The 13,555-nt window shown below is 49.3% G+C and carries 12 protein-coding genes and 1 tRNA gene; 10 read left to right on the top strand and 3 right to left on the bottom strand.

Annotation, left to right across the window (positions count from 1 at the left end; genetic code table 11):
* Positions 1 to 640 precede the first annotated feature (640 nt).
* The 8 genes from F4X88_13675 to F4X88_13640 all read left to right on the top strand — a co-directional run bounded on the left by F4X88_13675 (position 641) and on the right by F4X88_13640 (position 8,925).
* On the top strand, positions 641 to 1,717 hold the full coding sequence (locus F4X88_13675; GenBank protein MYA57337.1) for a mandelate racemase/muconate lactonizing enzyme family protein: 1,077 nt from the start codon (positions 641 to 643) through the stop codon (positions 1,715 to 1,717).
* Between the two features lie 94 nt (positions 1,718 to 1,811).
* The gene (locus tag F4X88_13670) at positions 1,812 to 2,630 is read left to right on the top strand and encodes a DUF547 domain-containing protein (protein MYA57336.1); all 819 of its coding nucleotides are present in this window, start codon (positions 1,812 to 1,814) and stop codon (positions 2,628 to 2,630) included.
* 222 nt (positions 2,631 to 2,852) lie between these two features.
* Positions 2,853 to 3,887 carry a Gfo/Idh/MocA family oxidoreductase gene (locus tag F4X88_13665; protein MYA57335.1) on the top strand — a complete coding sequence of 345 codons (1,035 nt, stop codon included), beginning with the start codon at positions 2,853 to 2,855 and terminating at the stop codon, positions 3,885 to 3,887.
* 271 nt (positions 3,888 to 4,158) lie between these two features.
* Entirely contained in the window at positions 4,159 to 5,271 is a 1,113-nt protein-coding gene (locus tag F4X88_13660) for a hypothetical protein (GenBank protein ID MYA57334.1), read from the top strand.
* A 176-nt stretch (positions 5,272 to 5,447) separates the two neighbouring features.
* On the top strand, positions 5,448 to 6,275 hold the full coding sequence (locus F4X88_13655; protein MYA57333.1) for a carbon-nitrogen hydrolase family protein: 828 nt from the start codon (positions 5,448 to 5,450) through the stop codon (positions 6,273 to 6,275).
* A gap of 223 nt (positions 6,276 to 6,498) precedes the next feature.
* Complete coding sequence (locus F4X88_13650) at positions 6,499 to 7,395, top strand: DUF58 domain-containing protein (protein ID MYA57332.1); 897 nt, start codon at positions 6,499 to 6,501, stop codon at positions 7,393 to 7,395.
* A gap of 1 nt (position 7,396) precedes the next feature.
* Positions 7,397 to 7,630, top strand: coding sequence for a hypothetical protein (locus tag F4X88_13645; GenBank protein MYA57331.1), 234 nt, complete (start codon positions 7,397 to 7,399; stop codon positions 7,628 to 7,630).
* Between the two features lie 116 nt (positions 7,631 to 7,746).
* Positions 7,747 to 8,925 (top strand): MFS transporter, encoded by a 1,179-nt coding sequence (locus tag F4X88_13640; GenBank protein MYA57330.1) that lies wholly within the window; start codon positions 7,747 to 7,749, stop codon positions 8,923 to 8,925.
* Between the two features lie 116 nt (positions 8,926 to 9,041).
* Here the strand turns inward: F4X88_13640 and F4X88_13635 are convergent.
* A tRNA-Leu gene (locus tag F4X88_13635) sits at positions 9,042 to 9,127 on the bottom strand.
* 283 nt (positions 9,128 to 9,410) lie between these two features.
* On the opposite strand from F4X88_13635, the gene F4X88_13630 reads away from it, so the two are divergent.
* Together F4X88_13630 and F4X88_13625 are read left to right on the top strand one after the other, a co-directional pair.
* The gene (locus F4X88_13630) at positions 9,411 to 10,160 is read left to right on the top strand and encodes a LamG domain-containing protein (GenBank protein ID MYA57329.1); all 750 of its coding nucleotides are present in this window, start codon (positions 9,411 to 9,413) and stop codon (positions 10,158 to 10,160) included.
* A 213-nt stretch (positions 10,161 to 10,373) separates the two neighbouring features.
* The gene (locus F4X88_13625; GenBank protein MYA57328.1) at positions 10,374 to 11,015 is read left to right on the top strand and encodes a gamma-glutamylcyclotransferase; all 642 of its coding nucleotides are present in this window, start codon (positions 10,374 to 10,376) and stop codon (positions 11,013 to 11,015) included.
* A 10-nt stretch (positions 11,016 to 11,025) separates the two neighbouring features.
* On the opposite strand, the gene F4X88_13620 is transcribed toward F4X88_13625, so the two are convergent.
* Together F4X88_13620 and F4X88_13615 are read right to left on the bottom strand one after the other, a co-directional pair.
* Positions 11,026 to 12,759, bottom strand: a complete 1,734-nt coding sequence (locus tag F4X88_13620) for an arylsulfatase (GenBank protein ID MYA57327.1) — start codon at positions 12,757 to 12,759, stop codon at positions 11,026 to 11,028.
* Positions 12,760 to 12,850: 91 nt separating this feature from the next.
* Complete coding sequence (locus F4X88_13615) at positions 12,851 to 13,546, bottom strand: tetratricopeptide repeat protein (protein MYA57326.1); 696 nt, start codon at positions 13,544 to 13,546, stop codon at positions 12,851 to 12,853.
* Between the last annotated feature and the right edge of the window lie 9 nt (positions 13,547 to 13,555).

The following is a 13,555-nucleotide window of genomic DNA, read 5'->3' as shown; positions in this document are numbered from 1 at the left end:
CGGTTCTGTGCAAACCTATAGAGGCTTGCAGGACAATGGATTCCAGAAACCGCTATAAGATTGCCTCTATCTTATAATTAAAGTCAAAAAAATGTCAAGTTTTTTGTTTTCTCATATTATGCACCCTTTTCGTCCCTAAAATGTGTCTTTAATCATGCGGAAGTATGATTACAACGACCTTTATAGTGGATCCTAAAAATAAATAGACGTGTTCCCTTCCCCGGTAGGCGAGGTTTCTAACCTCACCGGTGTGAAGTGTCCAATTAATTCTAAACTTTACTTAGGACTTACGCAGTTCCTCTTAAAGTCCCCTGATAAGGGGCGGGGAAGCCCATACGGGAGACCTCATACCCGGGGAAGTCCATACGGACTTCATACCGTTGATTCTGATTCTTTAGGGGGTTAAATGAAGCGAAATACGCTTACCGCGAGGAATTTGTAGCAAAATTCTCGTTTTTCTGTTCATTTGGATGATGCCCCTATTGCCTCTTTAGGGGTGACCCTCGACTGTTGACCGCTGATTGCTATCCTATTTCCGTTTTTTCTGCAAAAAATGTAAGGATTGTGGTAAAATAGAGATACATTGCGGGTCCCAATACAACACGAAGGACGGTCTAAAACCACACCGTAACCCGAAACTATGAAAATCACCGACGTTAAAACTTACAACTTACGCTATCCACTCATTGAACCCTTCGCGAATTCGCGCGGCTGGACGAGCACGCGAACCGCCGTCGTTGTCGAAATTCGCACAGATGCCGGCATTACCGGTTGGGGTGAAGGCGTGAGCGTTCCGTCCGCCTCAGCAGTTGAAGCACACCTGATCGGACAATCGCCTTTTGAAACGGAACGGATTTGGGAGGCGATGCGTGGCGATATCGGCGCGCTAAGCGGGATCGATATCGCACTCTGGGACATCATGGGCAAGGCACTGGATATGCCGATCTATCAACTCCTCGGCGGCGCGTTCCGATTGAAAATTCCGGCTTACGCCAGCGGACTCTTCAAAAAAGACAAACCCGACATAACCCAAGCCCTGATGGACGAAGCGAAAGGCTATGTCGATGCAGGGTTCCCCGCTGTCAAGATGAAGATCGGTTTCGGTGAGACTTACGATGTGAAAAACGTCGCCGCGGTTCGGCGCGCCATTGGGGACGATACCCTCTTCGCCGTTGACGCAAATTGTGGCTACGATGTCGGGACTGCAATTGATGTCGGACAGAAACTTCTCGACTACGACCTCTTCTGGTATGAGGAGCCGATTACCAGTGATGATGTGGTCGGCTATCGGGAAATCCGGCACGCACTGAAGGTGAGAATCGCCGGCGGCGAGATGCTGAAGGGACGCTGGGCGTTCCGAGACCTACTACAGGAACGCGGGTTGGATATCGTGCAGCCCGATCTGAGTATTGCGGGCGGTTTTACGGAGTGCCGAAAAATCGCTGCGATGGCGAGTGCGAACTACGTTCGGGTGTTGCCCCACATGTGGGGCGGTAGTATCCGCCTCGCGGCGACGTTGCACTGGCAAGCCACGCTCCCAGATGCCCCGCAAGCCCTTAACCCGATCCCCTCACTGTTGGAATTCGATATGACCGAAAACCGTCTCCGCACGGCGTTGGCACAGCAACCGATAAATGCCGTCGATGGATACGTTGAGGTTCCGCAGGCACCCGGATTGGGTATTGACATCGACCGAGACGTATTAGAACAATTTTAATTTTACCTTGCGGAAGAAGACCGTGAGTTAGAACTTTGGTGTACCATATCTAACGCCTTGCGAATAATTAAAAACCTTGCGAATAATTAAAAAAATGAAAAAACGTATCCTAATTGTATGCCTCTTACTCTTATCTGTATGTAGTGTTATCTTCCTCTACCACTATCGCGTCGAAGCGGATTCTCGCACCGAGCAGCCGGGGGATGATACTTCATTTTCGCATGAGTTGTTTGATCAGGTTTTACAGGAATATGTCGATGAAAGGGGTCGGGTCAATTATACAAAACTGAAGGCGAACCCTGAAAAATTTGAGGCGTATCTCGACCGATTGGCTTTTGCGAAGCCAGAGGCGTTGCCCTATAATGAACGACTGACGTTCTGGGTTAACGCTTATAATGCCCTCGTCATTAAAGGTGTTATCAACCACTACCCGATAACGAGTGTCCGAAAGGTCAAACTCTTCAACGGTTTTTTCTCTCGCCTGAAGTTCCAAGTAGCGGGTAAGATGTACACACTCGATCAGATTGAACACGGCATTATCCGCACAGAGTTTGTGGATCCGCGCGCACACTTTGTGCTTGTATGTGCTTCGCGGAGTTGTCCGCCTTTGTGGAACCGTGCTTATGCTGCTGAGACGATTGAAGAGCGTCTGGAGACTGCAACGCTCAACTTTCTTCGGAATCCGGAGCACGTGAGGATTGATCGCGCGAAACGCCACGTCTACGTCTCTAAAATTTTCAAATGGTATGACGATGATTTCAAGGAAGGTTACGAGGGTGTAGCCGATTTTCTCGCCGACTACCTGCCGCCTGAAGACGCAGAATTTTTGGAATCAACAGATGTGAAGTTCCGCTACTTGGACTACGACTGGACCCTAAACGATTTTTCTAATAATTCGCAAGGCATAAAATGAAGGATTTGGTTTAACAACGGTTTTTTTGGTCCTGACCGCTCGACAAGAAGGCATGTTAAATTTGAAACCCACATTATTCACCCGCAAGGAACGTTTAAAAATAGTATTTTGTAGAGTCTTCTTAAGTCGGATCCGAAGCCTGCAACATCGGCGCAGGCGACTCGATAGGAAGGCACGTTAAATTTGAAACCCACATTATTCACCCGCAAGGAACGTTTAAAAATGGTAAATACAGCCGTTATTGGCTATGGATATGCTGGACGCGCTTTTCATACCTATCTCGTCGGTTTGGCAGATGGACTGAATCTTTATGCCATTGCGACACGGGATGCCGAACGCCGTGAAGCCGCACGCGAGGCATATCCAAATGTAAAGATGTATCAAACGATTGACGAAGTCATCGCAGATGACGCTGTTGACCTTGTTGTGTTAGCCACACCGCACGACACACACGCAGAACTCTCTATCAAGGCGATGGATGCCGGTAAGCACGTCGTCACGGACAAAATCATGGCGATGGATACCGCCGAAGCGGATACCATGATTGCGGCGAGTGAGCGGAACGATGTCCTGCTCAGCGTGTTTCATAATCGCCGATGGGATTGGGATTACAACACGGTCAGAAAAATTATCGACGACGGTCTGCTCGGAACACCTTACCTCTTTCAGGTCGCGATTATGCGTTACGGACCCCCTCGCGGCTGGCGCGGCGTCAAAAGTCAAAGCGGTGGTATCCTTTACGATTGGCCCGCACACTTCGTCGATCAGGCACTACAACTCGTAACGGCACCCGTTGAATCTGTGTACTGCGACGTTCACTACGGCACAACATGGGACATCGATATCGGCAACTACGCCAACCTCATTATTAAGTTTGAAAACGATGTGCGATACCAGATTGAAATCGGTAACCTCGCTAAAGCGGAGAAACCGAGATGGTATATCGTCGGGGATCTCGGTGGACTGGTTAAACAGGGTTTAGATCCGCAGGAGGGACCGATGGTAGCCGGGAATATTGATGCCGCACAGCAGGACCCCGAAAACTATGCCAAAGTCTGGACAGAGGCAGGTGGTGAGAACAGAGAACTCATCGTTGAAAGCGTCCAGACAACATGGAAATCTTATTATCAGAATATCGCGGATGTGCTGAACAAGGGTGAGGAACTGGTTGTCAAGCCCGAAGAGATTCGCACGGTCATGCAGGTCTACGATGCCGCGATGCAGTCTGCCGAGACGGGAGAAACCGTGCGACTATAGACGCGCTTTTCCCGTTAGTTTCAAAACCGTTATCAGTTGTCAGTTAAGAGGTTTTCCTTTAATAACGGAGAGGCCGATAAAAGCCCAAACTCAACTGACCGAACCGCAAGGAATAATTAAAAATTGTTCAGATTGTGGACAACAGCGTTCACTTTTTGACGCAATTCTCCGTTGAATCCCGAGAATTCACGCGGAAATAGGCTTTCAGCATTGGCATTGTATTTGCTAAATAATACTCACGTAAACAAATTTGTTGAAAGGGAGAGGCAAAATGAAAATGAAAATGCAGCGTGGATTCATACTGGTATTGTTCCTTGTGTTTGTTGTTGTGCAAAGCGGTATGACCGCGCATCATGAGACGGACGCATCGGAATACCACGAACTAAACGAACAGGTCATTGCGAGCATCGATCGGGGGTTGGAGTGGCTGAAGGGACAACAAGCCGAAGATGGGCTATTTGCCAATCATCCGGGCATAACCGCTCTCGCACTCACGGCTTTTTTACGGCATCCTCAGAACAAATACTCGGAGGCAGAGCATCCGTTTATCCAAAAGGGACTGCAGCGATTGGTCGGGATGCAACAACCAAACGGGGCGATCTATAATATCGAGATGCAACCCGCACTGCCAAATTATAACACCGCTATCTCGGTCCTGGCACTTTCCTCAACAGGCAACTCGGAATATGCGTCTATTATTGAAAAGGCACAAGGGTTTCTGAAAAGTTTGCAAGTCACAGATGAGGAGAGCGTCTATTACGGTGGGATCGGTTATGGAAGCCGTGAAACCGTGCATGACCTGTCCAATCTAAACCTTGCCATCCAAGCCTTAAAAGAGAGCGGGTCGGACGACCAAGAGGTCTGGGACAAAGCGATAAAATTTCTGGAACGCACACAGAATCGGAGTGAGAGCAACGATCAGTCCTGGGCAGGCAACGATGGCGGGTTTATCTATTCGCCTGATGGTGAGAGCAAAGCCGGCACGGATGCCGCAGGCAGTCCGCGTTCTTATGCGAGCATGACGTATGCCGGATTGTTGAGTTTCATCTACGCCAATGTAGACAAGAAAGATGAACGCCTGCAGGCAGCCGTCGAGTGGATTAAGCAACATTTCACAACGGAAGAAAACTACGGTATGGGCGCACAGGGACTGTATTACAACTATCATACGATGGCGAAGGCGTTACGACTTTACGGTGAACCCATTCTTATGGACGCGAAGGGTATCTCACATGATTGGTACCGAGAACTCGCCGAAAAACTGATCGAGGTCCAGAAACCCGATGGATTCTGGTCGAATGACGAGAGTCGTTGGATGGAGGCGCTTCCTGTATTGGCAACCAGTTATGCGGTGCTTTCTCTGGACACTGCCTATCCGAAATAGGCTTTTAATTGATGTACTCCTGGCCCGCTCTCCACTTCGTTACGAGCGGGTTCTTGAGTATTCTGAACATTTTTTTAATCGACCGCAGGTTTCCTACAACACCGGCGCAAGCGGATACCGATCAAAAACCGTTGGATCCCGAACCGCGTTGTTCTCCCGCAAGGTATAATTAAAATATGTATGCGTCAATCAAAGTCTCCGCAATTTCGTTAAAACCGACCAAATGGGATAAAGCCTCCAATGCTGAGAAGCTGGAGGCTTTCTTCGTTGAGGCTGCCAAGAATACTCCACAGTTAATTTTGGCAACAGAGGGGGTTTTGGAGGGCTATGTCGTGATGGATGTCATTGAAGGCAGAGCCACACCGGAGGCGATGCTTGAAATCGCAGAGCCGCTTGATGGCACGTATATCCACCGCTTCCGTCGATTAGCACGTCAACTCGACACTTGTCTCTGTTTCGGATTCGCTGAACGGTGTGGAACCGCTTCTGTCTACAATTCCGCCGTGTTTATTGATGCTACCGGCGAGATATGCGGCACCTATCACAAAACGCAGTTCGCCGAGGGAACCCACCCATCGTGGAACTTCAATTGCATCGGCGAAACGATTCGCGCCTTTGACACACCTTTCGGACGTGCCGGCATTTTAATCTGCAACGATAGATGGAATCCACTGATAGCGCGCACACTCGTTTTAGATGGCGCACAGTTCCTCCTAATCCCCTCGTATGGTTCAAAGGGCAAAGGGCAAAATCAGACAGTGCTTGCCAGAGCGCGTGAAAATGGGGTGCCGATTGTAGAGGCAAACGTTGGGATGAACCTTATCATCAGCAAAGGCGAAATTGTCGCATACAAATGGGGAAACGACCAAATCAGCACAGCAAATATCGACATCCCAATGCTCCCATCAACCGAGGCGGCGCGCCGTTCGGAACAAGCGTACTTACAATCTCAACGACCTGAGATGGAAGCCCGCTACCGAAAGACTACTGACCGTTTGCGCTAACACGGTAGCATTCCTCGTAGGAGCGACCTCCCGGTCACGACTTCCCACTGAAAGTTAAATCACCTTTAGAATAAATCCAACTCATATAAACCTATTTCCGATAAATGTGTCAAATACCTTATAGCTGGAGACGCAAGCCTGCAACAACGGCGCAGGCGACTCTGCACATAAACACGTCAATGCCCTAACCCTTTCATTTAACGCCTTGCGAATTATTAAAAAAATGCTTACACCGCAATTCCTGAAGCAACTTAAACCCTTCCATATCCGATCGAACCGCTCGTTCCGTGGTAAATTCAGAGGTGAACGCCGGAGTCCGAACCGAGGGGTAGGCATGGAATTCGCCGATTATCGGGTCTATGAACCCGGCGACGACCTACGGCATGTCGATTGGAACATCTACGCACGTTTGGGGAAACTCTTTATCAAACTCTTCCACGCTGACGAAGGATTACCGCTTGCACTCCTCATTGATAACAGTCGTTCCATGGCATTTGGTGCCCCCACCAAGTTAGCGTGTGCCAAACAGATCGCTGCAGCGTTAGGCTATGTCGCTTTGGGACACGCCGATAGTGTTGCCGTCTATACCTGTGCCGAACGGCTCTCCGCGGCACTACCCCCCGCATCGAGCACCTCACAATTTTTACGTCTCACGAAGGTTTTGACCGCGATTGTTGCAGACGGACAAACACGGTTGACGGAATGCCTCAGGCAGCTCCCGATGTATCAACGAAACCCGTGCGCGGTTGTTATCCTTTCCGATTTTTTGGATCCCAGTGGCTACGAACAGGGCTTCAAATTGCTCACAGGACGCGGCTTCTCACTCACGGCTATCCACTTGATAACCCCAGAGGAGATGAACCCGCAGATGTACTTGGAAGACCGACCGACGGGTGGGGATTGGTGGGTAGAGGATGCCGAAACCGGTGAAACGAGAGCCATCACAATCAATCCTGAAGTGCTTTCGCAATACCAGAATCAACAACAGATATTTTCTGACACCTTGCAACGCTTCTGTACCGACCAAGGTGTTGGTTACGCCCAACTGAAAAGTGATATGCCTATAGAGCCCTTTATTTTACACGAGCTACACAGAACAGGTTTGATTCAGAGGAGGTAAAATGAAAACACAGATTTCACAAACCGATTTGGAACTCATCCAAGGTGACATAACCAAAGCCCCCGTTGATGCTATCGTGAACGCAGCGAACAGTGCGCTTGTCGGGGGGGGTGGTGTCGACGGGGCAATACGTCGCGCCGGTGGTGACGCAATTGAACAAGCCTGTGCAGAGATTCGTGCCCGTGAGGGGGGCTGTCCTACCGGGTATACATGCTATGCGGACGCACTTTTTTAACGATGGGTTCCCGGTGCTATATGAGGAACCCAAGATCCTATGTAGGAGGGAACTCCGATTCCCGACTCTTCCCATGAGGCTCTCCAACGGAGGGTTTCCATGTCTATAGACCCAAATTGAACCACCGCAAATTTAGCCGAGTCTCATTAATCCTTCCCATCTATATTCCAGCGTTTCTGTTGGCAACAGGCGGAGGCATCGTTTCACCGACGCTTTCGATTTATGTTAAATCGTTTGAGTTATCCTATACGTTGACGACGGTTGTCCTTGCTGTGGGTGTGTTTGGAAATATTCCGGCTGGTATTTTAGTGGAACGCCTCGGGCGCAAACTATCGATGTTGCTCGGTTTAGCCATGATAGGACTGTCAACGCTCGGTATGGGAACGGCAGGGAATTTCTACCAACTCATCGGGGCACAGTTACTCGGAGGCATTGGACACGCTTTGTGGATGCTTGCGCGCCATGCCTATATGACGGATGTGATCCCGATAGCGAATCGCGGGAGAGCGATTGCCCTGTTCGGCGGTGTGAACAGGATGGGCACCTTCGCGGGTCAGTTCTGCTCTATCTTTCTTGGGGTGAATCTCCGTCTCCCCTTCTTCATCTATGCTGGCATTGTGATGCTGAACCTGCTCCTCTGTTTCTTCTTCATTCCCGGAACGCAGCGCCCCGCAACTGAAGCAGCAGGGAAGAAGATGCCTTACCTGAAACAACTCCTTGAAATCTCGCGCCAGCATGCGCGACTCCTCGCCACAGCAGGGGTAGGGCAGGTGTGTGTGCAGACGTTGCGCCGCGGGTGCAATATCATTATTCCACTCTATGCGGACGAGACGGTCGGGCTAACGACACAACAGGTTCGCTCTGTCGTCATGATCTCCTCAGCGGTGGATATGTCGATGTTCCCAATTGCCGGATATATGATGGATCGGTTCGGTCGGAGGTATGCAACAGTCCCCGGAGTTTTCATTTTTGCCACGGGCATGGTGTTGATGCCGTTTACTGGAACATTTACCGGGTTACTGCTTGCTGCAGTCTTCATGCGGATGGGTAACGGCATCGCTTCAGGGACGATGATGACACTCGGTGCAGACCTAGCACCCCGCGACGGAACCGGAGAGTTCTTAGGTTTATGGCGACTCACGGGAGATTTCGGAGGTTCCGCAGGACCCGTTATCGTCGGTAATCTTGCCGATCTGTTCGGGTTGGGTTATTCCGGTTTCGCGTTGGGTGGTATCGGTTATCTCGCGGTGAGCATTTTTCTCTGGTTGGTACCCGAGACATTGAAAAGAGAGTAAACGTAGCCTGCAACAATACGCAAAAACACCCCAAGCAAAAACACGCAGGCGGCTCTTGAGCGAAAAATGTCAAAACGCAAACCCCGTTGTTTAACCGCAAGGAAAATTAAAAAAGATGCCGGGAAAGGGACTCGAACCCTTACGCGCATAATGCACACTAGACCCTGAACCTAGCCTGTCTACCAAATTTCAGCATCCCGGCGAGCAATTATAGTATACCCTAATTTTCGTGCCTTGTCAAATTATATTTGCGGTGTTTCATCTGTAGGAGGGACTCCCAAATCCCGACTCTTAACCCCTTACACACCTTTGGGACGTGCGGTAAATCGCACGACTGTAAACACACTCGCTTGTAGGTGGAAAATCGGATTAAACTTACAATATACTTGATCAGTCTAATGTAATTAACACACCGATTACATTTCTGCCAGTAGAGACGTTTTGGGGTCATGATTCTCTGAACAACAAAAAAGGAGCATAAATCCATGAGAATAAGAATATTTGTCTGCACCATACTCGCGCTAAGTCTCGTTGTCGGTTATAGTCAAGCCGAGATTGATCCAGATAGGATTGTCGGTATCTGGTTAATGGACGAAGGTAAGGGCGATGTCGCTGAAGACATCTCTGAAAACGGGCGTAAAGGCACGATTACGCGAGGAGAATGGGCAAAAGGCAAGGTTGATGGTGCCCTTGAAATCAAAAAGGGTGGCACGGTCACTATTCCGCTGGGTAAAGGTATTATCGAAGATAAAGTGACCTTCACCCTGTGGATAAACTTCACGGACATCGGGGGTCAACAGAACTACTTCTCGATATGGGATCAGAGCAACAACCGCTATGTTCCTTACAAAAATGGTGGCAACCTCCTCCGCAGTTGGACGAACACTTGGGATGTCGCCAGTGGTGTGACCGTCAAAGATGGAACTTGGTATCATGTCGCCAACGTCTACGACGGAGACAACTGTACAATCTACGTCAACGGCGAAGAGGAAGTCTCACAAAAGGTCCCGAAGTTCCAACTCCAGGATCAGGAGCAGACGGCGTGGCTCGCGACTGATAAAGGAACCGGTTTCCTCTCCGCCACGATTATGGATGAGGTCGGTCTCTTCAATGATGGACTCACCGAAGATGAAGTTCAGGACATTATGAACGACGGTATCTATCACACCGCGTTTGACGTGGAACCGTCAGGGAAACTCCCTGTGCTGTGGGGAAGACTGAAGTCGCATTTTTAATTTTACCTTGCGGATACATAACGGAGTTTGTAACTTGAAGCTTTTTGTGTTCGAGTCGCACTCCATTTCATTCCGTGCATGCTTGTAGCATAGACTGTTAGTCTGTGCACTCAGGGGCTGCTAATGCAATATAAACTTTTAGAAGTGGTATAACTTGAAGCTTTTTGTGTTTGAGTCGCACTCCATTTCATTCCGTGCTTGGTTTTTGATGCCATGAAGCACTCCTTAAAAAACCTTACAGATCCTTATTGCGGTCGCAACTTAACCAAAAACCTGTGCGTAATGAAATTAGGTTTCCTTAAATGGCATAATTTGTCTTTGCTTTACATTTGGAGCACAGCCCAGGCGGCCATAGTTAAAAAAATGATATATTTTGCTTATGGGTCCAACATGAACCGCGCTCACATGCAACAGCGGTGCCCAGGTGTCACGCACATAGAGAAGTTCCAACTCGAAGGATTTCGCCTCGTTTTTAAATACCACGCCGATATTATCCCAGCGGAGGGAGGTACCGTCCACGGTGGACTCTGGAAAATTACAGAGGCGCACGAAGAGGCACTTGACACCTACGAAGGGTATCCCGATTATTACGGCAAGTATTACCAAGACGGTGTCATGTTTTACAGGATGCGGGAGGGATACGAGAAGAATTTCGAGGCACCTTCAAAATGGTATCTAAAAACCATCATTCAGGGTTACCGTGATTTTGGGGTGACGCAGGAAGAATTTAAAGAGAGCCTCGGTCTCCAACAACTTCAGTTGACGCAAAAGGACCTTGAAGAGATCCTCGGTGTGTCAACAGATGAACTCGCTCGCCTATTCTCCCGCGTCGCAACCACGCCTGTCTACCAATAAACCGCGTAGGTCAAATTACCCGTTTCGCATACACATAATACGCCCCAATTGCTAACTCACCCGTTTCGTCGGAGAATACGGTATGCATACGCGTCTGACCTGCGGTGAGATGGAACGTAAACGTTACACCCTTCGCGTCTGGCGGAATTGCTTCCGTGGCAACCTGGTCCCCGATACGGAGCTGCGCTGTTGTTAATGCCAAACCCTTTCCACCGTTGTAAAGATCGATATGTTCCCCCGGAATACCGTCCGTTATCGCTCTATCTTCGGCAAGGGGCCACCGCCGCAACTCGAAACTATACTCGCCATCTTCAGGCACTTCAATCGCCCAATAACCGTTGCATTCCAAGCCTCGGCGGATCATTCCGTGATTCCATGCCTGTGCTTCTCCGTGCCAATCGTGAGTCGTGATGCAGGTAACGGGTTCGTTTTGTGTCCCAATGACGATCGGACACTCTTCATCAAACCGTTCCGAAACCAGCTTCCACCACGCCTCATAATGCTCGCGGAGTTCCGAGACGACTTCCGGATGCTCGTCAGCGATGTCGTGCTGTTGTCCCGGATCGGCTTGTATATCGTAGAGTTCAGTTCCGTTGATGAGCCGCCACCGTTGCGATATCGTCGCGCTGTCTTTCCATTTAATCGGGTTTTCAACGCGCTGCGAATCGGTAACCACAACCCGTTCTTCCCATGACTCCGTTTCATTTCTCAACAACGGAGCAATACTCTTACCGTGGAAGTGTGCGTTTGAGGAGACCTCGAGATCACACAGATCTATCAGGGTCGGGAGTAGGTCGATGTTTGCAGTGAGTTCATGCACCTCGTGCTTCTCAGTGAAACCGCCCCCGGGCCAGTGCATGAACAGTGGCACACGGTGACCGCCTTCATACGGTGACCCCTTTTTACCGCGCATTCCGGCGTTGTAACCTGCCTTGACGAACTGCTGGGCATCTAAGTCGCACCCCATTGCCGACCCGTTATCCGTCATAAAAATAAGGATCGTGTTTTCCGCAAGCCCCAGAACCCGGAGATGATGCCGCAGCCGCGCCATGTTGTCGTCAATATTGGTTATCATTCCCCAAAAATTCGCACGCTCACCTTCCACACCCTTCCGCCGATAGACCTCACTATAGGCATCGGGCACACGGAATGGACCGTGGGGCGCATTGGTAGAGAGGTAACAGAAGAACGGACGGTTCTGACCGCCTTCCGCCTGTCTCTCGATGAACGCCATCGCCTCCTGAAACCAGACATCTGTGCAGTAACCGTCGAAGGGTTGTTCAGAGCCGTTTCGGAAATAGGTGTCGTCGAAATAGTCGTTACCCCAATAATCAGGAGTTTGACTGATACCACCACCGCCGTGATAGAGGGCTTCATCAAAACCTCTGTCGTGCGGACGGAACGGGTAATTGTCCCCGAGATGCCATTTCCCGAACATACCCGTCTTATAGCCGTTGCGTCGGAAAATATCCGCCATCGTGACTTCGTCGCTGCGGAGGAGTGAACGTCCACCGATGGTGTGCCATACCCCTGTGGAGTTGCAATAATGCCCCGTCATAATCCCCGCGCGGGTCGGTGAACAGGTCGGACCAACGTGCAGGTTCTGTAATTGCACGCTCTCTGCGGCAAGTGCGTCCAAATTCGGTGTATTGATAACGGGGTTTCCGGTGCACCCCAAATCGCCGTAACCTTGGTCATCCGTAATAACGAAGACGAGGTTCGGTGTCGTCTGTTCTGCCACGATTCTATCTCCTTTATTTTTTACTATTTCACACTGCTGGTGCTTGATTAAAATCGAGGCGGTTAGGAAACCGCACCTACCATTGGAATGGATGCTACTGCATCTGTTTTTTTATGTGGCCTATAAGTTCCGCATCTTCTGATTCTTGTGCTAAACTGAGTGCTTTCTGAAAATCTTGTTCTGCCTCCGCGTTCCGCCCTAATTCTCTTTTAGAAATCCCTCGGTTGAAATATGGAAATAGATAATCAGGATTTATGCGAATAGCCGCGTCATAGTCAGAAATTGCAGAATCATGGTGTCCAAGGTTTGCCTTAGTGCTTCCTCTATCATTGTATGCTATATCATTTTCAGGGTCTAAACGAATGACCACGTCTAAATCGGATATCGATTCAAAATATTGTCCTATGTCGCTTTTCGCAACGGCACGGTTGCGGTAGGCATGCACAAATTCAAGGTCAAGTCTAATAGCCGCGTCAAAGTCAGAGATAGCATCTTTGGGGTGTCCTAAATTGTATTTCGCGAGGCCTCTGTTATAATAGGCGATCGCGAAATTAGGGTCTAAACGGAGTGCCTCGTCGTAGTCAGAAACCGCTTCAAAGTATTGTTTTAAAAGGTATTTCGCGTTACCTCTGTTATTATGAACGTCCTTGTTATTAGGGTCTAAACGAATAGCGGTGTCAAAAACAGAGATAGCAGCACCATAATCTTCCTGATCGCATAACTTTTTACCTTTCTCAAAGTAGTTCTTGACAGATTTAGCAATGTTCTTAGCGGAATTATCTTTTTTCATCTGTCTATT

Source organism: Candidatus Poribacteria bacterium (assembly GCA_009839745.1).
Lineage (GTDB): Bacteria > Poribacteria > WGA-4E > WGA-4E > WGA-3G > WGA-3G.
Note: the sequence above shows the minus strand (reverse complement) of the source record. Positions and strands in the feature narration are given on the sequence as shown.